This is a genomic window from Pseudomonas sp. LF-5, from assembly GCF_037626295.1.
Classification (GTDB): domain Bacteria; phylum Pseudomonadota; class Gammaproteobacteria; order Pseudomonadales; family Pseudomonadaceae; genus Aquipseudomonas; species Aquipseudomonas monsensis.
This window is the reverse complement of record NZ_JARKMT010000003.1, coordinates 547,710-571,214: the sequence shown is the minus strand read 5'-3', so window position 1 is coordinate 571,214 and position 23,505 is coordinate 547,710. Positions and strand designations below refer to the sequence as shown.

General features: G+C 61.5%; 27 protein-coding genes. 17 read left to right on the top strand and 10 right to left on the bottom strand.

The annotated features are described in order from the left end of the window. The first annotated feature begins 15 nt into the window (after nt 1-15). The gene (locus tag PseuLF5_RS14665) at nt 16-1,020 is read left to right on the top strand and encodes an aspartate carbamoyltransferase catalytic subunit (RefSeq protein WP_003229107.1); all 1,005 of its coding nucleotides are present in this window, start codon (nt 16-18) and stop codon (nt 1,018-1,020) included. Next, nucleotides 1,017-2,288 (top strand): dihydroorotase, encoded by a 1,272-nt coding sequence (locus PseuLF5_RS14660; RefSeq protein WP_123469544.1) that lies wholly within the window; start codon nt 1,017-1,019, stop codon nt 2,286-2,288. Before PseuLF5_RS14665 ends, PseuLF5_RS14660 begins: the two co-directional genes overlap by 4 nt. A gap of 102 nt (nt 2,289-2,390) precedes the next feature. Here PseuLF5_RS14660 and PseuLF5_RS14655 read toward each other — a convergent pair whose 3' ends face one another. Beyond that, the gene (locus PseuLF5_RS14655; protein ID WP_123469546.1) at nt 2,391-2,825 is read right to left on the bottom strand and encodes an NINE protein; all 435 of its coding nucleotides are present in this window, start codon (nt 2,823-2,825) and stop codon (nt 2,391-2,393) included. 248 nt (nt 2,826-3,073) lie between these two features. Here PseuLF5_RS14655 and PseuLF5_RS14650 point away from each other — a divergent pair, with 248 nt between their 5' ends. Then, nucleotides 3,074-3,700 (top strand): C40 family peptidase, encoded by a 627-nt coding sequence (locus PseuLF5_RS14650; protein WP_128615070.1) that lies wholly within the window; start codon nt 3,074-3,076, stop codon nt 3,698-3,700. 151 nt (nt 3,701-3,851) lie between these two features. On the opposite strand, the gene PseuLF5_RS14645 is transcribed toward PseuLF5_RS14650, so the two are convergent. Then, nucleotides 3,852-4,886 (bottom strand): type IV pilus twitching motility protein PilT, encoded by a 1,035-nt coding sequence (locus tag PseuLF5_RS14645; protein ID WP_041063525.1) that lies wholly within the window; start codon nt 4,884-4,886, stop codon nt 3,852-3,854. A 56-nt stretch (nt 4,887-4,942) separates the two neighbouring features. Here PseuLF5_RS14645 and PseuLF5_RS14640 point away from each other — a divergent pair, with 56 nt between their 5' ends. From PseuLF5_RS14640 to PseuLF5_RS14595, 10 genes are all read left to right on the top strand, one after another. Further along, on the top strand, nt 4,943-5,632 hold the full coding sequence (locus PseuLF5_RS14640; protein WP_340133840.1) for a YggS family pyridoxal phosphate-dependent enzyme: 690 nt from the start codon (nt 4,943-4,945) through the stop codon (nt 5,630-5,632). 23 nt (nt 5,633-5,655) lie between these two features. Continuing rightward, complete coding sequence (gene proC / locus PseuLF5_RS14635; RefSeq protein ID WP_186747123.1) at nt 5,656-6,474, top strand: pyrroline-5-carboxylate reductase; 819 nt, start codon at nt 5,656-5,658, stop codon at nt 6,472-6,474. A 10-nt stretch (nt 6,475-6,484) separates the two neighbouring features. Continuing rightward, nucleotides 6,485-7,075: a YggT family protein gene (locus tag PseuLF5_RS14630; RefSeq protein ID WP_123469553.1), complete on the top strand. Its 591-nt coding sequence runs from the start codon at nt 6,485-6,487 to the stop codon at nt 7,073-7,075. Continuing rightward, nucleotides 7,072-7,368 (top strand): DUF167 domain-containing protein, encoded by a 297-nt coding sequence (locus tag PseuLF5_RS14625; protein WP_340133839.1) that lies wholly within the window; start codon nt 7,072-7,074, stop codon nt 7,366-7,368. The genes PseuLF5_RS14630 and PseuLF5_RS14625 overlap by 4 nt, the downstream gene beginning before the upstream one ends. Nucleotides 7,369-7,801: 433 nt before the next feature. Further along, nucleotides 7,802-8,941, top strand: coding sequence for a homoserine O-succinyltransferase MetX (gene metX / locus PseuLF5_RS14620; protein ID WP_123469557.1), 1,140 nt, complete (start codon nt 7,802-7,804; stop codon nt 8,939-8,941). A gap of 7 nt (nt 8,942-8,948) precedes the next feature. After that, nucleotides 8,949-9,569: a methionine biosynthesis protein MetW gene (gene metW / locus PseuLF5_RS14615; RefSeq protein WP_123469559.1), complete on the top strand. Its 621-nt coding sequence runs from the start codon at nt 8,949-8,951 to the stop codon at nt 9,567-9,569. Nucleotides 9,570-9,595: 26 nt separating this feature from the next. After that, the gene (locus PseuLF5_RS14610) at nt 9,596-10,030 is read left to right on the top strand and encodes a DUF4426 domain-containing protein (RefSeq protein WP_128616409.1); all 435 of its coding nucleotides are present in this window, start codon (nt 9,596-9,598) and stop codon (nt 10,028-10,030) included. Then, nucleotides 10,027-10,623 (top strand): RdgB/HAM1 family non-canonical purine NTP pyrophosphatase, encoded by a 597-nt coding sequence (rdgB, locus tag PseuLF5_RS14605; protein WP_340133837.1) that lies wholly within the window; start codon nt 10,027-10,029, stop codon nt 10,621-10,623. Before PseuLF5_RS14610 ends, rdgB begins: the two co-directional genes overlap by 4 nt. Continuing rightward, nucleotides 10,620-11,825, top strand: a complete 1,206-nt coding sequence (hemW, locus tag PseuLF5_RS14600; RefSeq protein WP_340133836.1) for a radical SAM family heme chaperone HemW — start codon at nt 10,620-10,622, stop codon at nt 11,823-11,825. The genes rdgB and hemW overlap by 4 nt, the downstream gene beginning before the upstream one ends. A 22-nt stretch (nt 11,826-11,847) precedes the next feature. Next, nucleotides 11,848-12,171 (top strand): DUF3392 domain-containing protein, encoded by a 324-nt coding sequence (locus PseuLF5_RS14595; protein ID WP_095186985.1) that lies wholly within the window; start codon nt 11,848-11,850, stop codon nt 12,169-12,171. A 131-nt stretch (nt 12,172-12,302) separates the two neighbouring features. Here PseuLF5_RS14595 and trmB read toward each other — a convergent pair whose 3' ends face one another. The 4 genes from trmB to PseuLF5_RS14575 all read right to left on the bottom strand — a co-directional run bounded on the left by trmB (nt 12,303) and on the right by PseuLF5_RS14575 (nt 14,545). Next, complete coding sequence (gene trmB / locus PseuLF5_RS14590; protein ID WP_064589653.1) at nt 12,303-13,028, bottom strand: tRNA (guanosine(46)-N7)-methyltransferase TrmB; 726 nt, start codon at nt 13,026-13,028, stop codon at nt 12,303-12,305. Nucleotides 13,029-13,037: 9 nt separating this feature from the next. Then, nucleotides 13,038-13,832, bottom strand: coding sequence for a thiazole synthase (locus tag PseuLF5_RS14585; RefSeq protein ID WP_110644432.1), 795 nt, complete (start codon nt 13,830-13,832; stop codon nt 13,038-13,040). Between the two features lie 60 nt (nt 13,833-13,892). Next, a complete protein-coding gene (gene thiS, locus PseuLF5_RS14580) occupies nt 13,893-14,093 on the bottom strand; it encodes a sulfur carrier protein ThiS (protein ID WP_027610571.1) in 201 nt (66 codons plus the stop codon). Between the two features lie 80 nt (nt 14,094-14,173). After that, nucleotides 14,174-14,545 (bottom strand): DUF423 domain-containing protein, encoded by a 372-nt coding sequence (locus PseuLF5_RS14575; RefSeq protein ID WP_222834117.1) that lies wholly within the window; start codon nt 14,543-14,545, stop codon nt 14,174-14,176. Between the two features lie 74 nt (nt 14,546-14,619). Between PseuLF5_RS14575 and mtgA the strand changes: the two genes are divergently transcribed. Further along, nucleotides 14,620-15,342 carry a monofunctional biosynthetic peptidoglycan transglycosylase gene (mtgA, locus tag PseuLF5_RS14570; RefSeq protein ID WP_340133835.1) on the top strand — a complete coding sequence of 241 codons (723 nt, stop codon included), beginning with the start codon at nt 14,620-14,622 and terminating at the stop codon, nt 15,340-15,342. Nucleotides 15,343-15,523: 181 nt separating this feature from the next. Here the strand turns inward: mtgA and rpoH are convergent, their stop codons facing one another. From rpoH to ftsY, 4 genes are all read right to left on the bottom strand, one after another. Next, nucleotides 15,524-16,378, bottom strand: a complete 855-nt coding sequence (rpoH, locus tag PseuLF5_RS14565; RefSeq protein WP_003229146.1) for an RNA polymerase sigma factor RpoH — start codon at nt 16,376-16,378, stop codon at nt 15,524-15,526. Between the two features lie 114 nt (nt 16,379-16,492). After that, nucleotides 16,493-17,518, bottom strand: coding sequence for a permease-like cell division protein FtsX (gene ftsX / locus PseuLF5_RS14560; protein WP_336347494.1), 1,026 nt, complete (start codon nt 17,516-17,518; stop codon nt 16,493-16,495). Next, a complete protein-coding gene (gene ftsE / locus PseuLF5_RS14555) occupies nt 17,515-18,186 on the bottom strand; it encodes a cell division ATP-binding protein FtsE (RefSeq protein ID WP_009051326.1) in 672 nt (223 codons plus the stop codon). Before ftsE ends, ftsX begins: the two co-directional genes overlap by 4 nt. After that, nucleotides 18,183-19,676 (bottom strand): signal recognition particle-docking protein FtsY, encoded by a 1,494-nt coding sequence (ftsY, locus tag PseuLF5_RS14550; protein ID WP_340133834.1) that lies wholly within the window; start codon nt 19,674-19,676, stop codon nt 18,183-18,185. The genes ftsE and ftsY overlap by 4 nt, the downstream gene beginning before the upstream one ends. A gap of 344 nt (nt 19,677-20,020) precedes the next feature. On the opposite strand from ftsY, the gene PseuLF5_RS14545 reads away from it, so the two are divergent. From PseuLF5_RS14545 to rsmD, 3 genes are read left to right on the top strand one after another with little or no spacing between them, the layout of a single operon-like run. Next, entirely contained in the window at nt 20,021-21,376 is a 1,356-nt protein-coding gene (locus tag PseuLF5_RS14545; protein ID WP_123469575.1) for a M16 family metallopeptidase, read from the top strand. Continuing rightward, nucleotides 21,369-22,856, top strand: coding sequence for a M16 family metallopeptidase (locus PseuLF5_RS14540; protein WP_267796690.1), 1,488 nt, complete (start codon nt 21,369-21,371; stop codon nt 22,854-22,856). The genes PseuLF5_RS14545 and PseuLF5_RS14540 overlap by 8 nt, the downstream gene beginning before the upstream one ends. Continuing rightward, nucleotides 22,856-23,464 carry a 16S rRNA (guanine(966)-N(2))-methyltransferase RsmD gene (gene rsmD, locus PseuLF5_RS14535; protein ID WP_340133833.1) on the top strand — a complete coding sequence of 203 codons (609 nt, stop codon included), beginning with the start codon at nt 22,856-22,858 and terminating at the stop codon, nt 23,462-23,464. The genes PseuLF5_RS14540 and rsmD overlap by 1 nt, the downstream gene beginning before the upstream one ends. Nucleotides 23,465-23,505: the final 41 nt, after the last annotated feature.

Genomic DNA, 23,505 nt, shown 5'->3' with positions numbered 1-23,505 from the left:
AGAGTCCCCTTCGCGATGACGCCTCTAGATACCAAGCGCCCGCTGCAGCTCAATGATCAGGGCCAGCTGCGCCACTTCCTCTCGCTCGACGGCCTGCGCCGCGAGTTGCTGACGGAAATCCTCGACACTGCCGACTCGTTCCTCGAAGTCGGGGCCCGGGCGGTGAAGAAGGTCCCGTTGCTGCGCGGCAAGACCGTGTGCAACGTGTTCTTCGAAAACTCCACGCGCACCCGCACCACCTTCGAACTGGCGGCCCAGCGGCTGTCGGCAGACGTGATCACCCTGAACGTGTCGACCTCGTCGGCCAGCAAAGGTGAAACCCTGCTCGACACCCTGCGCAACCTCGAAGCCATGGCCGCCGACATGTTCGTCGTGCGCCACGGCGATTCCGGTGCGGCACACTTCATCGCCGAGCATGTCTGCCCACAGGTGGCGATCATCAACGGCGGCGACGGCCGTCACGCCCACCCGACCCAGGGCATGCTCGACATGCTCACCATCCGTCGGCACAAGGGCGGTTTCGAAAACCTCTCGGTGGCGATCGTCGGCGACATCCTGCACTCGCGGGTGGCACGCTCGAACATGCTCGCGCTGAAAACCCTCGGCTGCCCGGACATCCGCGTGATCGCGCCGAAGACCCTGCTGCCGATCGGCATCGAGCAGTACGGCGTGAAGGTTTACACCGACATGAACGAAGGCCTGAAGGACGTCGACGTGGTGATCATGCTGCGCCTGCAGCGTGAGCGCATGACCGGCGGCCTGCTGCCGAGCGAAGGCGAGTTCTACCGCCTGTTCGGCCTGACCACCGCGCGTCTGGCCGGGGCCAAGCCCGATTGCATCGTCATGCACCCGGGGCCGATCAACCGTGGTGTAGAGATCGAATCGGCAGTGGCCGACGGCCCGCACTCGGTGATCCTCAATCAAGTCACCTACGGCATCGCCATCCGCATGGCCGTGCTGTCGATGGCCATGAGCGGGCAAACAGCGCAACGTCAATTCGAGCAGGAGAACGCCCAGTGAAGCTCAGCATTCTCGGCGCCCGCGTCATCGATCCAAGCAGCGGCCTGGATCAAATCACCGATATCCACGTTGAAGCCTGCAAGATCGTCGCCCTCGGCGCCGCGCCGGCCGGTTTCACTGCCGTCGAAACCATCGACGCCCAAGGCCTGGTCGCCGCGCCCGGGCTGGTCGACCTGAACGTCGCCCTGCGCGAGCCGGGCTACAGCCGCAAAGGCAGCATTGCCAGCGAAACCCGCGCAGCGGCGGCCGGTGGCGTGACCAGCCTGTGCTGCCCGCCGAAGACCAAACCGGTGCTCGACACCTCGGCAGTGGCCGAACTGATCCTCGACCGTGCTCGCGAAGCCGGCAACACCAAGGTGTTTCCGATTGGCGCGCTGAGCAAAGGCCTGGACGGCGAACAGCTTGCCGAGCTGGTGGCGCTGCGTGACGCCGGTTGCGTCGCGTTCGGCAACGGTCTGGAGAGTTTCCGCAACACCCGCACCCTGTGCCGGGCACTGGAATACGCGGCCACCTTCGATCTGACGGTGATTTTCAACTCGCAGGATCACGATCTGGCGGATGGCGGTCTGGCCCACGAAGGCGCGGTCGCCAGCTTCCTTGGTCTGCCGGGCATTCCGGAAACGGCGGAAACCGTGGCCCTGGCCCGCGATCTGTTGCTGGTCGAGCAGACCGGCGTGCGCGCGCACTTCAGCCAACTGACCAGCGCTCGCGGTGTGGCCCTGATCGCCCAGGCTCAGGCCCGTGGCTTGAAGGTCACGGCGGATGTCGCGCTGTACCAGTTGATCCTCACCGATGAAGCGCTGATCGACTTCAGCAGTCTCTATCACGTGCAACCGCCGCTGCGCACCCGCGCAGACCGCGACGGCCTGCGTGAGGCTGTGAAATCGGGTGTGGTGTCGGCAATCTCCAGCCATCACCAGCCCCACGAACGCGACGCCAAACTGGCGCCGTTCGGCGCAACCGAGCCGGGCATCAGCAGCGTCGAGCTGCTGCTGCCGCTGGCGATGACCCTGGTCGAGGATGGTTTGTTGGATCTGCCGACCCTGCTCGCGCGCCTGAGCGCTGGCCCTGCGGACGCGCTGCGCCTGCCGGCGGGCAAACTGGCGGTGGGCGGTGCGGCAGATATCGTGCTGTTCGATCCGAAAGCTTCGACAGTCGCCGGTGAACACTGGTTGTCGAAGGGTGAAAACTGCCCGTTTGTAGGCCACACGTTGCCGGGTGTGGTTCGCTACACCTTGGTGGATGGGCGAATCAGCCACCAGGCTTGATACCGGGTTGCCCCCAATCGCTGGCAAGCCAGCTCCCAAAAGGTCTTGCGCTATCTTTGGGTTAGCGCAAAAACCTGTGGGAGCTGGCTTGCCAGCGATGGCTTACTGGAAGGCGCCTCTGCCTTCGGCGTTGCGTACGGATACCTGATCATTCAGCGTCCAGAAGTCATACAGCACCCCGACGAAAAACAACCCGCCGGTCAGCAGATACAGCAACCCGCTGATCCACTTGCCCTGGTACATCCGGTGCACGCCGAACACCCCCAGGAACGTCAGCAGAATCCACGCCACGTTGTACTCGATCGGCCCGGCAGCAAAACGCAGATCGGCCTCGCGATCCATCGCCGGGATCAGAAACAAGTCGATCAGCCAGCCAATACCCAACAAGCCGAGGGTGAAAAACCAGATCGTCCCGGTGACCGGTTTGCCGTAATAGAAGCGGTGAGCGCCGGTAAATCCGAAGATCCACAGCAGGTAACCGATGATTTTGCTGTGGGTGTCCTTTTCGTTCACACGGGGTAGCTGATAGCGGTTCATGAAGACCTCGATTCACACGATAGATAAATATTCTTGAATTCTTTGTGACTTTTTTACAGGTAGCCGACGTATGGCAAATGTTACCGTGTCTCCCGTCAAAGCCTTACAGCACCGGACTTCTGTCGGACAATTGCGTCTTTTTGCCGCTTATTTGGTTCCATTGTCAGCCGATTGAATCGACCAACGGCCTCGGAATCGAAAAAAAAGCTGTTATAAAGTTGCGCGCAAACCCATAAGAGCCACGCCTAATGCGACCATTTTTCAAGACATGGCTAACTATTTGCCTATTAATGCCACTGGCCGCCCACGCCACCAATCGTGAGCAACGTCTTCCCAACGTTAACGGTTTCACCCCTAAATCCCATGCTTCGGCTCCTTCGAGCAAGAGCAGCAAACAAACGAAACACACTACGCTCGCCAGCAACAATCACGGCAAGCTGGTTCCACCGATGGCGAACAAGGAAAGCAGCAACGTCCTGAGCCGCGCGGTGAACGTCCTCGGTACTCCATACCGTTGGGGCGGCAGCAGCCCAAGTAAAGGCTTCGACTGCAGCGGTCTGGTGAAATATGCGTTCAACGACGCCACCTTCGACCTGCCACGCACTTCCAATGCGATGGCCAGCGGTCACGGCGAGAAAGTCGAGCGCAAGGATCTTAAGCCAGGCGACCTGATTTTCTTCAACATCAAGAGCCGTCGGGTCAACCACGTTGCCATCTACCTGGGCAACGACCGCTTTATCCACGCACCGCGTCGTGGCAAAGCAGTGAGCATCGACACGCTGAACAAGCCGTATTGGGAACAGCATTACGTGGTTGCCAAGCGTGTGTTGCCGAAAGAACCAGCCGGCAAGCAGATGCGCGTCGTTCAACGCTGAACTGACTGATCCGCAAGTGGTATCGCCAGTACTGACCTCTTCGCGAGCAAGCTCGCTCCCACAGCTGAAAGCATTCCAATTGAAGGAATGCAATCAATTGTGGGAGCGAGCTTGCTCGCGAAAGGGCCGGTTAGAACACCGAAAATCCCCCTTAGAAATTATCCGGCGTACGCGCCTTCTCCCGCGCATGCTCGCGGCTGATCAAACCCTTGGTCACCAGCTCCTTCAGGCACATGTCGAGTGTCTGCATTCCCAACGAACCACCGGTCTGAATCGCCGAATACATCTGCGCCACCTTGTCCTCGCGGATCAGGTTACGGATCGCCGACGTTCCCAGCATGATCTCGTGCGCCGCCACCCGCCCGCCGCCGATCTTCTTGATCAGCGTCTGTGACACCACTGCCAGCAGCGACTCCGACAGCATCGAACGCACCATCGACTTTTCGTCCCCGGGGAACACGTCCACGACCCGGTCGATGGTTTTCGCCGCCGACGTGGTGTGCAGCGTGCCGAACACCAAATGCCCGGTCTCGGCAGCGGTCAAGGCCAGGCGAATGGTCTCCAGGTCGCGCATCTCGCCGACCAGGATCACATCCGGGTCTTCCCGCAATGCAGAACGTAACGCGGTCGCGAAACTGCGGGTATCACGGTGGACCTCACGCTGATTGATCAGGCATTTGCGCGATTCGTGGACGAACTCGATCGGGTCTTCGATGGTGAGGATGTGATGATGACGGTGGGTATTGAGGTAGTCGATCATCGCCGCCAGCGTGGTCGACTTGCCGGAGCCGGTCGGCCCAGTGACCAGCACCAGCCCGCGCGGGGCGTCGGTGATCTTGCGAAAGACATCGCCCATGGCGAGGTCTTCCATGCTCAGCACTTTCGAGGGAATGGTGCGAAATACCGCGCCGGCGCCACGGTTCTGGTTGAAGGCATTGACCCGAAAGCGCGCCACGCCGGGGACTTCGAACGAGAAATCCGTTTCCAGGTGTTTCTCGAAGTCGACCCGCTGGGTGTCGTTCATGATGTCGTAGATCAGTTCGTGCACCTGCTTGTGATCCAGCGCCGGCAGATTGATTCGCCGCACATCACCATCGACACGAATCATCGGCGGCAGACCGGCCGACAGGTGCAGGTCGGAAGCGCCTTGTTTGGCGCTGAAGGCCAGCAGTTCAGTGATATCCATAGCGCTCCTCAATTCCAGTAGAATGCCGCGAACCTTCAGACCGCCGGCGCCTCTTGATGTCCACGATAGCAGACAACATTGCCCTCGTTAGTTCACGCATCCACGCCGCGACCGCCGCTGCCGGACGCCCTGAAAACAGCGTGCAGCTCCTGGCCGTGAGCAAGACCAAACCCGCACAGGACCTGCGTGAAGCCCATGCTGCAGGCCTGCGCGATTTCGGCGAGAACTATCTGCAGGAAGCCTTGGGCAAACAGCTCGAACTGGCCGACCTGCCCTTGATCTGGCACTTCATCGGCCCCATTCAATCGAACAAGACTCGCGCCATTGCCGAGCATTTCGACTGGGTGCACTCCGTGGATCGCCTGAAAATTGCCCAACGCCTGTCCGAACAGCGCCCGGCCGACCTGCCGCCGCTGAACATCTGCATTCAGGTCAACGTCAGCGGTGAAGCCAGCAAGTCCGGCTGCACCCCGGCCGACCTGCCGGCACTGGCCGAGGCCATCAGCGCCCTGCCCCGGCTGAAACTGCGCGGGCTGATGGCGATTCCCGAGCCGACCGAAGATCGCGCCGAACAGGACGCCGCGTTTGCTGCCGTGCAACGTTTGCAGGCCAGCCTGAATCTGCCGCTCGACACACTGTCCATGGGCATGAGCCACGACCTCGAGGCGGCCATCGCCCAAGGCGCCACCTGGGTGCGGATCGGTACGGCCCTGTTCGGTGCCCGCGACTACGCCGCCCACTCTTGAACGCTTCTAGATAAGGACCAAACATGAGCCACACACGTATTGCCTTTATCGGTGCCGGCAACATGGCCGCCAGTTTGATCGGCGGCTTGCGCGCCAAAGGTCTGGAAGCCAGCCACATCCGCGCCAGCGATCCGGGCGAAGAAACCCGTAAACGGGTCAGCGCCGAACACGGTATCGAAACCTTCGCCGACAACGCCCAGGCCATCGACGGCGTCGACGTGATCGTGCTGGCGGTCAAGCCACAGGCGATGAAAGCCGTGTGCGAAGCCATTCGCCCAAGCCTGAAACCGCATCAACTGGTGGTGTCGATCGCCGCCGGCATCACTTGCGCGAGCATGACTGCATGGCTCGGCGAGCAGCCGATCGTGCGCTGCATGCCCAACACTCCGGCACTGCTGCGTCAGGGCGTCAGCGGCCTGTACGCCACCAGCGAAGTGACTGCCGAACAGCGTCAGCAGGCCGAAGCGCTGCTGTCCGCCGTCGGCATCGCGCTGTGGCTGAACGAAGAACAGCAACTCGACGCGGTGACTGCCGTCTCCGGCTCCGGCCCGGCGTATTTCTTCCTGCTGATCGAAGCCATGACCGCCGCCGGCGTCAAACTCGGCCTGCCGCAGGACATCGCTGAACAGCTGACCCTGCAAACCGCCCTCGGCGCCGCGCACATGGCGGTCGCCAGCGATGTCGACGCCGCAGAACTGCGCCGCCGCGTGACCTCGCCAAACGGCACCACAGAGGCCGCAATCAAATCATTCCAGGCCAACGGCTTCGAAGCCCTGGTCGAAACCGCACTCGGCGCCGCCGCGCACCGCTCGGCCGAAATGGCCGAACAACTGGGCAAATAAGGAGCCTTACATGATTGGATTGAACACCGCAGCGGTTTACGTGCTGCAAACCCTCGGCAGCCTGTACTTGCTGATCGTGTTGCTGCGCTTCGTCCTGCAACTGGTGCGGGCGAACTTCTACAACCCGCTGTGCCAGTTCGTGGTCAAGGCCACCCAGCCGCTGCTCAAGCCACTGCGCCGGATCATCCCGAGCGTGTTCGGCCTGGACATGTCGTCGCTGGTGCTGGCGATTCTGGTGCAACTGGCACTGATGGCCCTGACCCTGCTGCTGACCTACGGCACCACCGGTAACCCGCTGCAGCTGTTTATCTGGGCGATCATCGGCGTCACCGCGCTGTTCCTGAAGATTTTCTTCTTCGCCCTGATCATCAGCGTGATCCTGTCGTGGGTAGCCCCGGGCAGCCATAACCCGGGCGCTGAACTGGTGAACCAGATCTGCGAACCGGCCCTGGCGCCGTTCCGCAAGATTCTGCCAAACCTCGGCGGTCTGGACCTGTCGCCGATCTTCGCCTTCCTCGCGCTGAAGCTGATCGACATGCTGGTGATCAACAATCTGGCGGCGATGACGATGATGCCGGAAATCCTGCGCCTGCTGATGTGAGCTGGTTTCGCTGGGACGGGGACGATTTGATCCTCGAATGTCACCTGCAACCGGCAGCCCGCAGCGATGATTTCTGCGGGCTGCACGGGGATCGCTTGAAGATTCGCCTGACTGCACCGCCGGTCGAGGGCAAGGCCAATGCTTACCTGATGGCCTTTCTGGCCAAGGCGTTCGGGGTATCCAAGAGCCAGGTCAGCTTGCTCAGCGGCGAATTGAACCGGCAGAAACGGGTGAAGATCTGTTCGCCGAAGAAGCTGCCGGATTTGCCGGAGCTGGTTGGGCGCCCGTCTTGAGTTCTGCGGCGTCTGCGCCCCTCACCCCAGCCCTCTCCCCTTGGAGAGGGAGCCGATTTGCGTGGTTTTCAAAACCACAGTTCAACTCGATATCCCACGTCGGCGTATCTCGAACATCCCGCCAGTCAGCCCCCTCTCCCTCTGGGAGAGGAACCTGATTTGGCTGGTTTTCAATACCTGAGTTCGACTCGATAACTCAGGTCGGTGCAGCTCAAAAGATCACCTCGGTCAGTCCCCTCTCCCCCCGGGGGGAGGAACCTGATTTGGCTGGTTTTCAATACCTGAGTTCGACTCGATAACTCAGGTCGGCGTCGCTCGAATGATCACCTCGGTCAGTCCCCTCTCCCCCCGGGAGAGGGTTAGGGTGAGGGCTGCTTGCCGCTAACCCCACCGGTCTTTAGACTTACGCCTCATTTCAACGAGAGCAGGGTCGATGCCAGCTGCCTTTCCCCCCGATTCTGTTGGTCTGGTGACGCCGCAAACGGCGCACTTCAGTGAACCCCTGGCCCTGGCCTGCGGACGTTCGCTGCCCGCCTACGACCTGATCTACGAAACCTACGGCACGCTGAACGCGCAGGCGAGCAACGCCGTGCTGATCTGCCACGCCTTGTCCGGCCATCATCATGCCGCTGGCTATCACAGCCCCGACGACCGCAAGCCCGGTTGGTGGGACAGCTGCATCGGTCCCGGCAAGCCGATCGACACCACCAAATTCTTCGTGGTCAGCCTGAACAATCTGGGTGGTTGCAACGGCTCCACCGGCCCGAGCAGCATCAACCCGGACACCGGCAAGCCGTTCGGTGCCGACTTCCCGGTGCTCACCGTGGAAGACTGGGTGCACAGCCAGGCGCGTCTGGCTGATCTGCTCGGCATCCATCAGTTCGCCGCCGTGATCGGCGGCAGCCTCGGCGGCATGCAGGCCTTGCAGTGGACCATCACCTACCCGGATCGCGTGCGCCACTGCCTGGCGATCGCCTCGGCGCCCAAACTGTCGGCGCAGAACATCGCCTTCAACGAAGTCGCGCGTCAGGCCATCCTCACTGACCCCGAGTTCCACGGCGGTTCATTCCAGGAACAAGGCGTGATCCCCAAGCGCGGGCTGATGCTGGCGCGGATGGTCGGGCACATCACCTACCTGTCCGACGACTCGATGGGCGAGAAATTCGGCCGTGGCCTGAAGAGTGAAAAGCTCAACTACGACTTCCACAGCGTCGAGTTTCAGGTCGAAAGCTACCTGCGCTATCAGGGCGAAGAGTTCTCCGGGCGTTTCGATGCCAACACTTATCTGTTGATGACCAAGGCGCTGGACTACTTCGATCCGGCGGCGAACTTCGACGATAACCTGGCGAAAACCTTCGAGAACGCCACAGCCAAGTTCTGCGTGATGTCGTTCACCACCGACTGGCGCTTCTCCCCGGCCCGCTCGCGGGAGCTGGTGGACGCGCTGATGGCGGCGCGCAAAGACGTCAGCTACCTGGAAATCGACGCGCCACAGGGCCACGACGCCTTCCTGATTCCGATCCCGCGTTATTTGCAGGCGTTCGGTAATTACATGAACCGAATTACGGTGTGAACAAGCCATGAGAGCTGATCTGGAAATCATCCAGGAATGGATCCCCGCCGGCAGCCGCGTGCTCGACCTCGGTTGCGGCGACGGCGAACTGCTGACCTGGCTGCGCGACAATAAGCAAGTCACCGGTTATGGCCTGGAAAACGACCCGGACAACATCGCCGAGTGCGTGGCCAAGGGCATCAACGTCATCGAACAGGACCTGGACAAGGGCCTGGGCAACTTCGCCAGCAACAGCTTCGACATTGTGGTGATGACCCAGGCACTGCAAGCCGTGCATTATCCCGACAGGATCCTCGACGAAATGCTCCGGGTCGGGCGCCAGTGCATCATCACCTTCCCCAACTTCGGTCACTGGCGCTGCCGCTGGTACCTGGCGAGCAAGGGCCGCATGCCGGTGTCGGAGTTCCTGCCGTACACCTGGTACAACACGCCGAACATCCACTTCTGCACCTTCGAAGACTTTGAAGAACTTTGTCGCGAACGTGATGCGAAGGTCATTGATCGGCTTGCCGTGGATCAACAGCACCGCCACGGGTGGGCCAGTAAGCTATGGCCTAATCTGTTAGGTGAGATCGGTATCTACCGCGTCAGCAGCCCGGTGCTTGCAGATCACCGGATCGCGGTCTGAACCACGACATTTCGAGGAGAACGATCATGGGTCGCTTGATTACTGTGCTATTGGCCGCCTGCCTGAGTCTGTCGGCGGTGGCCGCCGATGCCATCAAGGGCGAACGCAAGGAAGTGTTCGGTGACGTCACCGTGCACTACAACACCTTCAACTCGACCTTCCTGACACCCGACATCGCCAAAGCGGCCGAGCTGATCCGCAGCAAGAACCAGGGCGTGATCAATGTCTCGGTGATCAAGGACGGCAAACCGTTGAGTGCCAACGTCACCGGCACGGTCAAAGACCTGACCAGCCAGAGCGTGCCGCTGAATTTCCGCCAGGTCACCGAACAGGGCGCGATCTACTACATCGCCCAGTACCCGGTGGAGCAGCAGGAAACCCGCACCTTTGAAATCAAGGTGCAGAACGGCGACAAGATCCACACCATCAATTTCAACCAAGAGCTTTTCCCCGGCGAATGATGAACCTCAAGCAACTCGTACTGGCCAGCCATAACGCCGGCAAACTCAAAGAACTCCAGGCCATGCTCGGCGAATCGGTGCAACTGCGCTCGATCGGCGAATGGAGCAAGGTCGAGCCGGAAGAAACCGGCCTGTCGTTCGTCGAGAACGCGATCCTCAAGGCGCGCAATGCCGCGCGCATCTCCGGTTTGCCGGCGCTGGCCGATGACTCCGGCCTGGCAGTGGACTTCCTTGGTGGTGCCCCGGGCATCTACTCGGCGCGCTACGCCGACGGCAAGGGCGATGCGGCGAACAATGCCAAGCTGCTCGATGCCCTCAAAGACGTGCCGCAAGCCGAGCGCGGCGCGCAGTTCGTCTGCGTGCTGGCTCTGGTGCGCCACGCTGATGATCCGCTGCCGATCCTTTGCGAAGGCCTGTGGCACGGGCGCATCCTCACCGCCGCCAGCGGCGAGCACGGTTTTGGCTACGACCCGCTGTTCTGGGTGCCGGAACGTGACGTGTCCAGCGCCGAACTGAGCCCGGCCGACAAGAACCAGATCAGCCACCGCACCCGTGCAATGGATCTGCTGCGCCAGCGTCTGGGCCTGAAATGACCGACAGCCCCTCTGCGTCGTCGCTGATCATCGGCGGCGCCGCTTCTTCGCCTCGGGCGCCGCTGCCAACGCTGCCGCCCCTGGCGCTGTACATCCACATCCCGTGGTGTGTGCGCAAATGCCCGTATTGCGATTTCAACTCGCACACCGCCAGCCCCGTACTGCCAGAAGAGGAATACGTCGACGCGTTGCTGGCCGATCTCGATCAGGACCTGCACGCCGTTTACGGCCGTGAAATCAGCTCGATTTTCTTCGGTGGCGGCACGCCGAGCCTGTTCAGTGCCGAGGCGCTTGGGCGCTTGCTCAAAGGCGTCGAGCAACGCATTCCGTTCGCCCACGACATCGAGATCACCCTGGAAGCCAACCCCGGCACCTTCGAACAAGAGAAGTTCGTCGCGTACCGCAAGCTGGGGATCAATCGCCTGTCGATCGGCATCCAGAGCTTCCAGCAGCAGAAGCTTGAGGCCCTTGGACGCATCCACAACGGCGACGAAGCGGTGCGCGCGGCCGGTATGGCGCGGCAGGCCGGGTTCGATAACTTCAACCTCGACTTGATGCATGGCTTGCCCGATCAGTCGCTGGAAGATGCCTTGAGCGATCTGCGCCAAGCGATCGAACTGAAACCGACGCACATCTCCTGGTATCAGCTGACACTGGAGCCGAACACCGTGTTCTGGAACCAGCCGCCGGTGCTGCCGGAAGACGATACGCTGTGGGATATCCAAGAGGCCGGGCAAGCGCTGCTGGCGGAACACGGTTATGCGCAATACGAAGTGTCGGCTTATGCCCAGCCCGGTCGCCCGGCGCGGCATAACCTCAACTACTGGAGTTTCGGCGACTTCATCGGCATCGGCGCGGGTGCGCATGGCAAGCTCAGCCACCCGGACGGACGCATCGTTCGCACCTGGAAAACCCGTTTGCCGAAAGACTATCTCAACCCGGCAAAAAGCTTTCAGGCCGGCGAGAAAGCGCTGACCAACGACGAGATGCCGTTCGAGTTTCTGATGAACGCTTTGCGCCTGACCGCCGGCGTCGAGTCGCATCTGTACCCGGAACGCACCGGCCTGTCGCTGGACACGCTTGCCGAAGGCCGGCGCGAGGCCGAACAAAGCGGTCTGTTGCAGGTCGAACCGTCACGTCTGGCAGCTACCGAGCGCGGACAGCTGTTTCTCAACGACTTGCTGCAACAATTTCTGACCTGACTTCAGTCCCAAGGGAAAACGCATGGATTTGATACTCGACCTGCTCGCCACGGTGTCCCGCTGGAGCCGCAGCAACCTCTCGGAAATTGCCCTGGCCCTGGTGGGCTGCCTGCTGGTGCTGTTCGGCGCTGACTTCAAAGGCTGGGTCGAGCAACGCCTGGGCAGCATCGCCGGCGCCCTGCGCGTGCCACTGATGGCGCTGCTGTGCATGATCGGCAGCGGCGCCGCGCTGATCTACGCCACGCCGTGGGTGATCAAGGGTTTGAGCCAGTTCAACAACTACAGCCTGGCGCCCGTCCTGCTGGTAGTCCTCGTCCTCATCGGCGTAGTCGCCGACCGCCGCTGAATCTAATGCACCAAAAAACACTGTGGGAGCGGGCTTGCCCGCGATGGCGGCATAACAGTCGACAAAAATGTTGAATGTTATTGCCTCATCGCGGGCAAGCCCGCTCCCACAGGTTCATCTACAGCCTGAGATCAGGACAGTTTCTCGAACTTCAGATCCCACACGCCATGCCCAAGACGTTCGCCACGGCGTTCGAACTTGGTGATCGGGCGTTCGGCCGGGCGCGGTACGCACTTGCCGTCTTCGGCGAGGTTGCGGTAGCCCGGGGCGACGTTCATCACTTCCAGCATGTACTCGGCGTACGGTTCCCAGTCGGTGGCCATGTGCAGAATGCCACCAACCTTCAACTTGCTGCGCACCAGTTCGGCGAACGAGGCCTGAACGATACGACGCTTGTGGTGACGGCTCTTGTGCCACGGATCCGGGAAGAACAGCATCAGGCGATCGAGGCTGTTGTCGGCGATGCAACGGTTGAGCACTTCGATCGCGTCGCAATCGTAGACCCGCAGGTTGGTCAGGCCCTGGGTCAGCACGCCATTGAGCAGCGCGCCGACACCCGGACGGTGCACTTCAACACCGATGAAGTCCTGATCCGGCGCGGCCGCGGCCATTTCCAGCAGCGAGTGGCCCATGCCGAAACCGATCTCCAGCGAGCGCGGCGCCGAGCGGCCGAACACCTGGTCGTAATCCACCGGTGCATCGGCCAGCGGCAGCACGTACAGCGGCGCGCCCTGGTCCAGACCGCGCTGCTGGCCTTCGGTCATGCGCCCGGCGCGCATCACGAAACTCTTGATGCGGCGGTGTTGGCGCTCGTCGCCTTCTTCCGTCTGGATAGGCGTGTCGTTCGATTCAGTCATCAATGGCTCTTACTTGATCAGACCATCCAGCGGCGAAGAGGCGCTGGCATAGAGTTTTTTCGGCATGCGGCCGGCGAGGTACGCCAGACGGCCGGCAACGATGGCGTGCTGCATGGCTTGAGCCATCATCACCGGTTGCTGGGCGTGAGCGATGGCCGAGTTCATCAGCACGGCGTCACAACCCAGCTCCATGGCGATGGTGGCGTCGGAAGCGGTACCGACACCGGCATCCACCAGCACCGGGATCTTGGCTTCTTCAAGGATGATCTGCAGGTTGTACGGGTTGCAGATCCCCAGACCGGAACCGATCAGACCGGCCAGCGGCATCACCGCGATGCAGCCGATTTCCGCCAGTTGGCGAGCGATGATCGGGTCATCACTGGTGTAAACCATCACGTCGAAGCCTTCCTTGACCAGCGTTTCTGCGGCCTTGAGGGTTTCGATCACGTTGGGGAACAGGGTTTTCTGATCGGCCAGCACTTCCAGCTTCACCAGGTTGTGGCCATCGAGCAGCTCACGGGCCAAGCGGCAGGTGCGCACGGCTTCGATGGCGTCGTAGCAACCGGCAGTATTCGGCAGGAAGGTGTAGCGCTCCGGCGACAGCACTTCGAGCAGGTTCGGCTCGCCTTCGATCTGGCCCAGGTTGGTGCGGCGCACAGCGAAGGTCACGATCTCGGCACCCGAGGCTTCGATGGCCTGGCGGGTTTCTTCCATGTCACGGTACTTGCCGGTACCGACCAGCAAACGCGACTGGTAAGTACGACCGGCCAGGACGAAAGGCTTGTCGCTACGAACGATGCTCATGGGGAGTCCTCTTGAGGGGTGAGGGTCTTGCAGAATTCTGTGCCCTTGCGAACCGGGCGATTAGCCGCCGCCGATGGCGTGCACCACTTCGACGTTATCGCCGTCGTTGAGAACGGTGTCGGCATGCTGGCTGCGCGGGACGATATCCAGATTGAGTTCGACTGCCACCCGGCGACCGGTCAGGTCCATACGGGCGATCAGGGCCGCAACGGTTTCACCGTCGGGCAGTTCAAGGGATTCGCCGTTCAACTGAATGCGCATGCGCTAGGCCGCCATCATTTTTAGGGGGTGGCATTCTAGCCCGATCATGACCTAAAGGTCAGCACCAAGCGTCAAGCGGTTTACTGCAGGCGCCAGGCGGCAAGTCCAAGGCACAACCAGCCGACCAGAAACGCCAGGCCACCGAACGGCGTGATGATGCCGAGCTTGCTGATGCCGGTGGTGGTCAACACATACAGGCTGCCGGAGAACAACAGGATGCCGACAGTGAAAGAAACCCCGGCCCACGTCACCAGTCGGCCTGGTATCTGCGTCGCCAGCAGCGCTACACCAAACAATGCCAGAGCATGCACCAGTTGATAGGTGACGCCAGTGTGAAAAATCGCCAGATACTCAGGCGTCAGGCGGGCTTTAAGGCCATGGGCAGCAAAGGCCCCCAGGGCGACACCCGTGAAACCGAAAAAAGCGGCCAGCATCAGAAAGCCACGCAGCATTGGGAACTCCAGTCAGACTCGATCGGCAGGGTCTGTATAATGGCCCGCTCCACGGGTTCGGCCAAGCCATCTCTATGCTGCGTACAATTTTCCGTCGCCTCTCGAAGGCCCTGCTCTGGTTCGCGGGTGGCAGCGTCGTGCTGGTCCTGCTGTTCCGCTTCGTGCCGCCGCCCGGCACGGCGCTGATGGTCGAGCGCAAAGTCGAATCCTGGGTCGACGGCGAACCGATCGACCTGCAACGCACGTGGAAACCGTGGGACGAGATCTCCGACGACCTCAAAGTCGCGGTCATGGCCGGTGAAGATCAGAAGTTTCCGGAGCATTGGGGCTTTGATTTCAGTGCGATCCAGGCCGCATTGGCGCATAACGAGCTGGGTGGTTCGATTCGCGGCGCCAGCACCTTGAGCCAGCAAGTGTCGAAGAACCTGTTTCTGTGGTCGGGTCGCAGTTATTTGCGCAAAGGCCTGGAAGCCTGGTTTACCGCGCTGATCGAGGTGTTCTGGCCCAAGCAACGGATTCTTGAGGTGTACCTCAACAGCGTCGAGTGGGACGACGGGGTGTTTGGCGCTGAGGCTGCGGCCCGCCATCACTTTGGCGTAAGCGCAAAGTCGCTGACACGACAGCAGGCGAGTTATCTGGCGGCCGTTCTGCCCAACCCCCGCGTCTGGAGCGCAAGCCATCCGACGGCTTATGTGTCGCGCCGGGCCGGGTGGATTCGGCAGCAGATGAGTCAATTGGGCGGAACCAGTTATCTGCTGGGGCTCGATGATTCGCGCCGGGCGCCTTGGTCTGAATAACGCTGAAGATCCCCTGTGGGAGCGAGCTTGCTCGCGAATGCGGTGGATCATTCAGCAGTGGCGGTGACTGACACTCCGCTTTCGCGAGCAAGCTCGCTCCCACATGGGTTTTGTGTGAAGCCTGAAATGAAAACGCCCCGATCATCGCTGATCGGGGCGTTTTTTGTTGCCTGAGCGCCGGTTATGCGGCGATCGACAACTTGAGCTTGTTCATCGCGCTCTTCTCGAGCTGACGGATCCGCTCGGCCGACACGTTGTACTTCTGCGCCAGGTCGTGCAGCGTGGCTTTCTCTTCTGCCAGCCAGCGCTGGTAGAGGATGTCGCGGCTACGTTCGTCCAGCACTTCCAGCGCTTCGTGCAGGTTGTGATTGGAATTGTCGCTCCAGTCAGCATCTTCCAGTTGACGCGCCGGGTCGTACCGGTGGTCTTCCAGGTAGTTGGCCGGCGACTGGAAAGCACTGTCGTCGTCCGCTTCGGCGGCCGGGTCGAAGGCCATGTCATGGCCGGTCAGGCGACTTTCCATCTCGCGCACTTCCCGCGGCTCGACACCGAGGCTTTCCGCCACACGGTGGACTTCCTCGTTGTTCAGCCACGCCAGGCGTTTCTTCTGGCTGCGCAGGTTGAAGAACAGCTTGCGCTGGGCCTTGGTGGTCGCGACTTTCACAATGCGCCAGTTGCGCAGAATGAATTCGTGAATTTCCGCCTTGATCCAGTGCACGGCGAACGACACCAGACGCACGCCCATTTCCGGGTTGAAGCGCTTCACGGCCTTCATCAGGCCGACGTTACCTTCCTGGATCAGGTCAGCCTGAGCCAGGCCGTAGCCGGAATAGCTACGGGCAATGTGTACGACAAATCGCAGGTGGGCGAGCACCATCTGCCGAGCCGCCCCCAAATCCTGCTCGTAATAGAGACTCTCGGCCAGTTCACGCTCCTGCTCCGGCGTCAGCAATGGAATGCTGTTGACGGTGTGTACATAGGCTTCCAGGTTCGCACCCGGAACCAGCGCATACGCAGGTTGCAAAGAATTGGTCATGCGAAAAAACCTCCGACTTACATACTCGTGCCTTTCAGCACTGCGAAAAATTGACCGGGAACTCAGGTACAAGTTCCCAAAAAACCACAAGGCCAATCACGCGCAAAAAAGATTCTACTTCGGCGCCAGCTCCCTGAGATGACGCGCGACTGCAATCCATGCACCGATATAACCCAACAGCACCGCGCCAAGCAAGAGCGACAGACCGTCGGCAACTGGCACTCCGGCCAGCGCGAAATCACTGCCGTACAAGCCGGCCAGTCCAACCACCGCATCGTTCAGCCAGTTCAGGCCAAACGCCAATACGCCCCAGGACAACAGCCCGGCACCGAAACCATACAACGCGCCCATATAAAGGAAGGGACGTCGCACATAGCTGTCAGTGCCGCCGACGAGTTTAATCACTTCGATCTCGATTCGGCGGTTTTCAATATGAAGACGAATGGTATTGCCTATCACCAAAAGTAATGCAGAAACCAGCAGCACCGTCAGACCGAAGACAAACCGGTCGCCGAGCTTGAGGATCGCGGCCAGACGCTCGACCCAGACTAGATCAAGTTGCGCCTGTTGTACCTTGGGCAGCTCGGAAAGTTTTTGTCTTAATGCTTCCAGGGTCGGCTTGTCGACCTCGTTCGGCGTCACCAGCACCACGCCGGGCAGCGGGTTCTCCGGCAGTTCGCGCAGGGCTTCGCCAAGGCCGGACTGTTGCTGAAACTCTTCCAGCGCCTGATCACGACCGACATATTCAGCATCCGCCACGCCAGGCATGCCTTTGATCTGTTCGCGCAACGACTCGCCCTGCTCCGGGCCGGCATCGAGTTGCAGGTACAGCGAAATCTGCGCCGCCCGCTGCCACGAGCCGCCCAGACGCTCGACGTTGTTGAGCAACAGCGACAGGCCCATCGGCAGACTCAGCGCCACGGCCATCACCATGCAGGTGAAGAAGCTGCCGATCGGCTGCTTGCCAAGACGCCGCAGGCTGTCGAGCAGGCTGGCGCGATGGCTTTCGACCCAGGCGCGGAACAGCGTGGCAAAGTCGGGACCGTCGTCTTCGTCGTGTTTTTTCTTCTTCGGTGGCTGCGGATCGGCGGCCTTCGGGGCCACACGTTCGGAAACCTTCGGACTGCGTGTCGCACTCATACGCTGGCCTCCCCGTCGCCGATCAAGCGACCGCGTTGCAGGGTCAGCATGCGGTGCCGCATGCGCGCAATCAGGGCCAGGTCGTGACTGGCGATCAGCACGCTGGTGCCCAGCCGGTTGATGTCTTCGAACACGCCCATGATCTCGGCCGCCAGACGCGGGTCGAGGTTACCGGTCGGTTCGTCCGCCAGCAGCAGGGCCGGACGGTGAACGATGGCCCGGGCAATGCCGACGCGCTGTTGCTGACCGGTGGACAGGTCGCCCGGGTACAGATCGGTTTTATCCGACAGCGCCACGCGCTCCAGCGCCGAATCGACACGCTTGGCGATTTCGGCCTTGGACAGCCCGAGAATCTGCAACGGCAACGCGACGTTGTTGAACACCGTGCGATCGAACAGCAACTGGTGATTCTGAAACACCACGCCGATCTGCCGACGCAGGAACGGAATCTGCGCGTTGCTGATGGTGCTCAGATCCTGCCCGGCCAGCAGCAGCTTGCCGCTGGTCGGACGCTCCATCGCCAGCAACAGGCGCAGCAAGGTGGATTTACCGGCACCGGAGTGACCGGTCACAAACAAGAATTCGCCACGACGGACTCGAAAGCTCAGCTCATGCAAGCCGACGTGACCGTTCGGGTAGCGCTTACCGACCTGTTCGAAACGAATCATGAACGCTCCCGCTCGGCAAACAGTGCCTGGACAAAGGGTTCGGCTTCAAAGGTGCGCAAATCGTCGATGCCTTCACCGACGCCGATGTAGCGGATCGGCAGGCCAAACTGCTTGGCCAGGGCAAAAATCACCCCGCCCTTGGCGGTGCCGTCGAGCTTGGTCAGCGCCAGGCCGGTCAGTTCGACGGTCTGGTTGAATTGCTTGGCCTGGTTGATGGCGTTCTGGCCAGTACCGGCATCGAGCACCAGCAGCACTTCGTGCGGCGCGTCGGCGTCGAGCTTGCCGATCACCCGGCGAACCTTTTTCAATTCTTCCATCAGGTTGTCTTTGGTATGCAGGCGACCGGCGGTGTCGGCGATCAGCACGTCGATGCCACGGGCCTTGGCGGCCTGCACGGCGTCGAAGATCACCGAAGCCGAGTCGGCGCCGGTGTGCTGGGCGATGACCGGGATCTTGTTGCGTTCGCCCCAGACCTGCAGTTGCTCAACGGCCGCGGCGCGGAAGGTGTCACCGGCGGCGAGCATGACTTTCTTGCCTTCCAGTTGCAGCTTCTTCGCCAGTTTGCCGATGGTGGTGGTCTTGCCGGCGCCGTTGACGCCGACCACCAGAATCACGAATGGCTTGTTCTGCGAGACGATCTTCAGCGGTTGTTCGACCGGTTTGAGCATCGCCGCCAGCTCGGCCTGCAGGGATTTGTACAACGCGTCGGCGTCGGCCAATTCTTTGCGGGCGACCTTCTGGGTCAGGCGCTGGATGATTTGCGTGGTGGCTTCGACGCCCACGTCGGCGGTCAGCAGACGGGTTTCGAGGTCGTCGAGCAGGTCGTCGTCGATGGTCTTGCGACCGAGAAACAGGCTGGCCATGCCTTCGCCGATGCTGGCGCTGGTCTTGGACAGGCCTTGCTTGAGGCGGGCGAAGAAGCCGGCCTTGGTTTCTTCGGTGCGTGGCGCTTCGACCGGCGTTTCAACTGGCACCGCAACCGGCACAGTGGCGACAGGTGAAGGTGCAGGTGCAGGTTGTTGAACAACCGGGGCAACGACCGCAGGCGCAACAGGTTCAGCAACCACCGCCGGCGCAGGCTCGGCAACGGGCTCAAGCACCGGCGCCGGTGCAGCTTCAGGAACAAACGCAGCAGGCGCAGGAATCGGCGGCGTCACGTGCGGCGCAGTTTCTTCAACCAGCGCCACCGGCTCTTCCGCCACCGGCAAGGTCAGCCACGGCTCGGCGGCCGGCGTCAGCGACACCCCGCCTGCCACAGGCACTTCCGGTTCTGGCTCTGGCTCAACCGGTTGCAACACCGGCTCGGCGATCGGCAGAACGATCGGGGCTGGCTCTTCTTCTACGATGGGTGCCGGCGCGGGGGCTGGTTCAGGAATCGCAGGCGGCTGTTCGACAACGGGTTCCTGCGGTTTCTTACGCAGCCATCCGAACAGGCTTTTCTTCTCGCCAGCCGCAGCTGGGGTCTTCTTGTCGTCGTTGGAACCAAACATGGAGGACGGCTATCTCACGGTAGCGACGCGCCATAAGGGCGCCCCGGCAAATAAATATTCGATGCAGAACAGACTGTGTTTCATCCAGCTTGTTCACGCGCAACATGTTGTCGAGGCGCCAGCGGCACCCCAAAGAATCGTATAAACGAAGGACTCAACCGGCAAAATCGGCGAAAAAGCGAAGTCTAGTCGATAAACCGCAGCTTTCTGCCGCCAACCTATACAGCCGTATCAAGCCTGAAAACCTGATAGGCGTGGTCGCCGGTAAAACGGATCAGTATCCTAGCACCTCCTCGCCCGCCTAGGCTAAGACCAAGCGGGCAGCCCAACAGGTTAAAAAACGAATGAATGCTCTAGCCCGCCGCGCTGCTGGCCTGCTGCTCAGCACAGTCTGCCTGCCCCTTTCGGCCCTGGCGGCCGACCCGCAACCGACCCATGAATTCACCCTCGACAATGGCCTCAAGGTCGTCGTGCGCGAAGACCATCGCGCGCCAGTAGTGGTGTCGCAAGTCTGGTACAAGGTCGGTTCCAGCTACGAAACCCCGGGGCAGACCGGTCTGTCCCACGCGCTTGAGCACATGATGTTCAAGGGCAGCGAAAAGGTCGGCCCCGGCGAAGCCTCGCTGATCCTGCGCGACCTCGGCGCCGAAGAGAACGCCTTCACCAGCGACGACTTCACCGCTTATTACCAGGTGCTGGCCCGCGACCGTCTGGGCGTGGCCTTTGAGCTGGAAGCCGACCGCATGGCCAATCTGCGCCTGCCGGCTGACGAGTTCGCCAAGGAAATCGAAGTCATCAAGGAAGAGCGCCGCCTGCGCACCGATGACAAGCCGATGTCCAAGGCCTACGAACGCTACAAAGCAATGGCTTACCCGGCAAGCGGCTACCACACGCCGACCATCGGCTGGATGGCCGACCTCGACCGGATGAAGGTCGAGGAGCTGCGCCACTGGTACCAATCCTGGTATGTGCCGAACAATGCCACGCTGGTGGTGGTCGGCGACGTCACTCCGGACGAAGTCAAAACCCTCGCCCAGCGCTATTTCGGCCCGATTGCCAGACGCGACGTGCCACCGGCGAAAAAGCCGCTGGAACTGGCCGAACCCGGCGAACGCCAGATCACCCTGCACGTGCAGACGCAATTGCCCAGCCTGATGCTCGGTTTCAACGTGCCAAGTATTGCCACAGCCGAAGACAAACGCTCGGTCAACGCTCTGCGCCTGATCTCGGCGCTGCTTGACGGCGGTTACAGCGGACGCATCCCGACGCAACTGGAGCGCGGCGAAGAGTTGGTGTCCGGCGGCTCGTCGAGCTACGACGCCTACACCCGTGGCGACAGCCTGTTCACCCTGTCGGCGACGCCGAACACCCAGAAGAAAAAGACCATGGCGCAAGCCGAGGCCGGTCTGTGGAAACTGCTGGAACAGTTGAAGACCACCGCGCCGTCCGCCGAAGAACTGGAGCGCGTGCGTGCGCAGGTCATCGCCGGCCTGGTCTTCGAACGTGATTCGATCACCAGCCAGGCCACCGCCATCGGTCAGCTTGAAACGGTCGGTCTGTCGTGGAAACTGATGGACACCGAACTGGCCGATCTGGAAAGCGTGACCCCGCAAGACATCCAGAACGCCGCCAAGCTGTATTTCACCCGCGAACGTCTCAGCGTCGCCCACGTCCTGCCACTGGAGACGACTCATGAGTAAGCGCAAATCCCCACGCCTGCTGCTTGGCCTGATCGCCGTGGCAGTCATCGGCTCCGCCGCGTTTTATCTGGTACCCGACACCGGGACCCATGCCAGCGAAGCACTGGACAACGCCAAGTCGAGCCAGAAACTGCAATCGCTGACCGAACTCGACGGCAAGGCCCCGGCCAGCCGCAAACTCGACGTACAGACCTGGAACACCGCCGAAGGCGCCAAGGTGCTGTTCGTCGAGGCCCATGAGCTGCCGATGTTCGACATGCGCCTGATCTTTGCTGCCGGCAGCAGTCAGGACGGCAACGTGCCGGGGCTGGCGGTGCTGACCAACGCGATGCTCAATGAGGGTGTCGCCGGCAAAGACGTCGGTGCGATTGCCCAGGGCTTCGAAGGTCTGGGAGCGGATTTCGGCAACGGTGCCTTCAAGGACATGGCGCTGGCTTCGCTGCGTAGCCTGAGCGCCGCCGATAAGCGCGAACCGGCACTCAAGCTGTTCGCCGACGTGGTCGGCAAGCCGACCTTCCCGGCAGACTCGTTTGCGCGGATCAAGAACCAGTTGCTCGCCGGTTTCGAATACCAGAAACAGAACCCCGGCAAACTTGCCACCCTCGAACTGATGAAGCGCCTGTACGGCGACCACCCGTACGCGCACTCGAGTGACGGCAACGCGCAAAGCATACCGAAGATCACCCTGGCGCAACTGCGTGAGTTCCACGCCAAAGCCTACGCGGCCGGCAATGTGGTGATCGCGCTGGTCGGTGATCTGTCCCGCGCCGAAGCCGAGGCCATCGCCAATCAAGTGTCCTCTGCCCTGCCGAAAGGCCCGGCCCTGGCGAAGATCGCGCCGCCGCAAGAACCGAAGGCCAGCACCGGCCACATCGAGTTCCCGTCCAAGCAGACCAACCTGATGCTCGCGCAACTGGGCATCGACCGTGATGACCCGGATTACGCGGCACTGTCGATGGGCAACCAGATCCTCGGTGGCGGTGGTTTCGGCACGCGCCTGATGAGCGAAGTGCGCGAGAAACGCGGCCTGACTTACGGCGTGTATTCGGCGTTCAGCCCGATGCAGGCCCGTGGCCCGTTCATGATCAACCTGCAGACCCGCGCGGAAATGAGCGAAGGCACCCTGAAACTGGTGCAGGACGTACTCGCCGATTACCTGAAAACCGGCCCGACGCAGAAAGAACTCGACGACGCCAAACGCGAGCTGGCCGGCAGCTTCCCGCTGTCCACCGCGAGCAACGCCGACATCGTCGGCCAACTCGGCGCCATGGGCTTCTATAATCTGCCGTTGAGTTATCTGGACGACTTCATGAAACAGTCCCAGAGCCTGACTGTGGAACAGGTGCGCGACGCCCTGAACAAACACCTGAGCACGGACAAAATGGTCATCGTCAGCGCTGGCCCGACCGTGCCGCAAAAGCCGTTACCGGCCCCATCTGATAAACCTGCCGAGCAACCGCTCGGGGTTCCGGAGCATTAATGGCAACTCGTACACCGAAAAAACCTGCGCAAAACGTGCACAACGGCGTGAACCAACTGCGCATCATCGGCGGCGAATGGCGCAGCCGAAAACTGAGCTTCCCCGACGCGCCGGGCCTGCGCCCGACGCCGGATCGCGTGCGTGAAACCCTGTTCAACTGGCTCGCGCCGTATGTGGCCGGGGCCAAGGTGCTGGATCCGTTCGCCGGCAGCGGCGCACTGTTTCTCGAAGCACTGTCCCGTGGCGCGGCCATGGGCCAGGCACTGGACGCCAGCCATGTCGCGGTGTCCAGCCTGAAAGAACACCTCGGCACCCTGCGCTGCACCAATGGCCAGGTGCAGACCGCCGATGCCTTGCGCTACCTGGAAACCCAGGTCGCCACGCCGTTCGACCTGGTGTTCCTCGATCCGCCGTTCAACCAGAACCTGTTGCCGGCCGTTTGCACATTGCTGGAAGAGCGCGAATGGCTGGCGCGCGATTCGTGGATCTACACTGAAAGCGAAACCGCGCCGTCGACCCTGGGCCTGCCGGGCAACTGGCGCCTGCACCGCGAGCAGAAATCCGGGCGAGTCTATTACGCGTTGTGGCAACGCATGGCAGTTAACTGAAAGTATTGAAGAACCCTGTGGCGCGGGAGCTGGCTCCCTCG

Bases quoted from the DNA above. Each gene is read 5' to 3' on its own strand.
- PseuLF5_RS14540 (WP_267796690.1), top strand. From the start codon at position 21,369: ATGAGTAAGCGCAAATCCCCACGCCTGCTGCTTGGCCTGATCGCCGTG.
- PseuLF5_RS14610 (WP_128616409.1), top strand. From the start codon at position 9,596: ATGGGTCGCTTGATTACTGTGCTATTGGCCGCCTGCCTGAGTCTGTCG.
- ftsX (WP_336347494.1), bottom strand. From the start codon at position 17,518: ATGAGTGCGACACGCAGTCCGAAGGTTTCCGAACGTGTGGCCCCGAAG.
- metX (WP_123469557.1), top strand. From the start codon at position 7,802: ATGCCAGCTGCCTTTCCCCCCGATTCTGTTGGTCTGGTGACGCCGCAA.
- proC (WP_186747123.1), top strand. From the start codon at position 5,656: ATGAGCCACACACGTATTGCCTTTATCGGTGCCGGCAACATGGCCGCC.
- PseuLF5_RS14585 (WP_110644432.1), bottom strand. From the start codon at position 13,832: ATGAGCATCGTTCGTAGCGACAAGCCTTTCGTCCTGGCCGGTCGTACT.
- PseuLF5_RS14650 (WP_128615070.1), top strand. From the start codon at position 3,074: ATGCGACCATTTTTCAAGACATGGCTAACTATTTGCCTATTAATGCCA.
- PseuLF5_RS14595 (WP_095186985.1), top strand. From the start codon at position 11,848: ATGGATTTGATACTCGACCTGCTCGCCACGGTGTCCCGCTGGAGCCGC.
- PseuLF5_RS14630 (WP_123469553.1), top strand. From the start codon at position 6,485: ATGATTGGATTGAACACCGCAGCGGTTTACGTGCTGCAAACCCTCGGC.
- thiS (WP_027610571.1), bottom strand. From the start codon at position 14,093: ATGCGCATTCAGTTGAACGGCGAATCCCTTGAACTGCCCGACGGTGAA.
- rsmD (WP_340133833.1), top strand. From the start codon at position 22,856: ATGGCAACTCGTACACCGAAAAAACCTGCGCAAAACGTGCACAACGGC.
- hemW (WP_340133836.1), top strand. From the start codon at position 10,620: ATGACCGACAGCCCCTCTGCGTCGTCGCTGATCATCGGCGGCGCCGCT.
- metW (WP_123469559.1), top strand. From the start codon at position 8,949: ATGAGAGCTGATCTGGAAATCATCCAGGAATGGATCCCCGCCGGCAGC.
- mtgA (WP_340133835.1), top strand. From the start codon at position 14,620: ATGCTGCGTACAATTTTCCGTCGCCTCTCGAAGGCCCTGCTCTGGTTC.
- rdgB (WP_340133837.1), top strand. From the start codon at position 10,027: ATGATGAACCTCAAGCAACTCGTACTGGCCAGCCATAACGCCGGCAAA.
- ftsY (WP_340133834.1), bottom strand. From the start codon at position 19,676: ATGTTTGGTTCCAACGACGACAAGAAGACCCCAGCTGCGGCTGGCGAG.
- PseuLF5_RS14545 (WP_123469575.1), top strand. From the start codon at position 20,021: ATGAATGCTCTAGCCCGCCGCGCTGCTGGCCTGCTGCTCAGCACAGTC.
- PseuLF5_RS14640 (WP_340133840.1), top strand. From the start codon at position 4,943: ATGTCCACGATAGCAGACAACATTGCCCTCGTTAGTTCACGCATCCAC.
- rpoH (WP_003229146.1), bottom strand. From the start codon at position 16,378: ATGACCAATTCTTTGCAACCTGCGTATGCGCTGGTTCCGGGTGCGAAC.
- ftsE (WP_009051326.1), bottom strand. From the start codon at position 18,186: ATGATTCGTTTCGAACAGGTCGGTAAGCGCTACCCGAACGGTCACGTC.
- PseuLF5_RS14645 (WP_041063525.1), bottom strand. From the start codon at position 4,886: ATGGATATCACTGAACTGCTGGCCTTCAGCGCCAAACAAGGCGCTTCC.
- PseuLF5_RS14575 (WP_222834117.1), bottom strand. From the start codon at position 14,545: ATGCTGCGTGGCTTTCTGATGCTGGCCGCTTTTTTCGGTTTCACGGGT.
- PseuLF5_RS14665 (WP_003229107.1), top strand. From the start codon at position 16: ATGACGCCTCTAGATACCAAGCGCCCGCTGCAGCTCAATGATCAGGGC.
- trmB (WP_064589653.1), bottom strand. From the start codon at position 13,028: ATGACTGAATCGAACGACACGCCTATCCAGACGGAAGAAGGCGACGAG.
- PseuLF5_RS14655 (WP_123469546.1), bottom strand. From the start codon at position 2,825: ATGAACCGCTATCAGCTACCCCGTGTGAACGAAAAGGACACCCACAGC.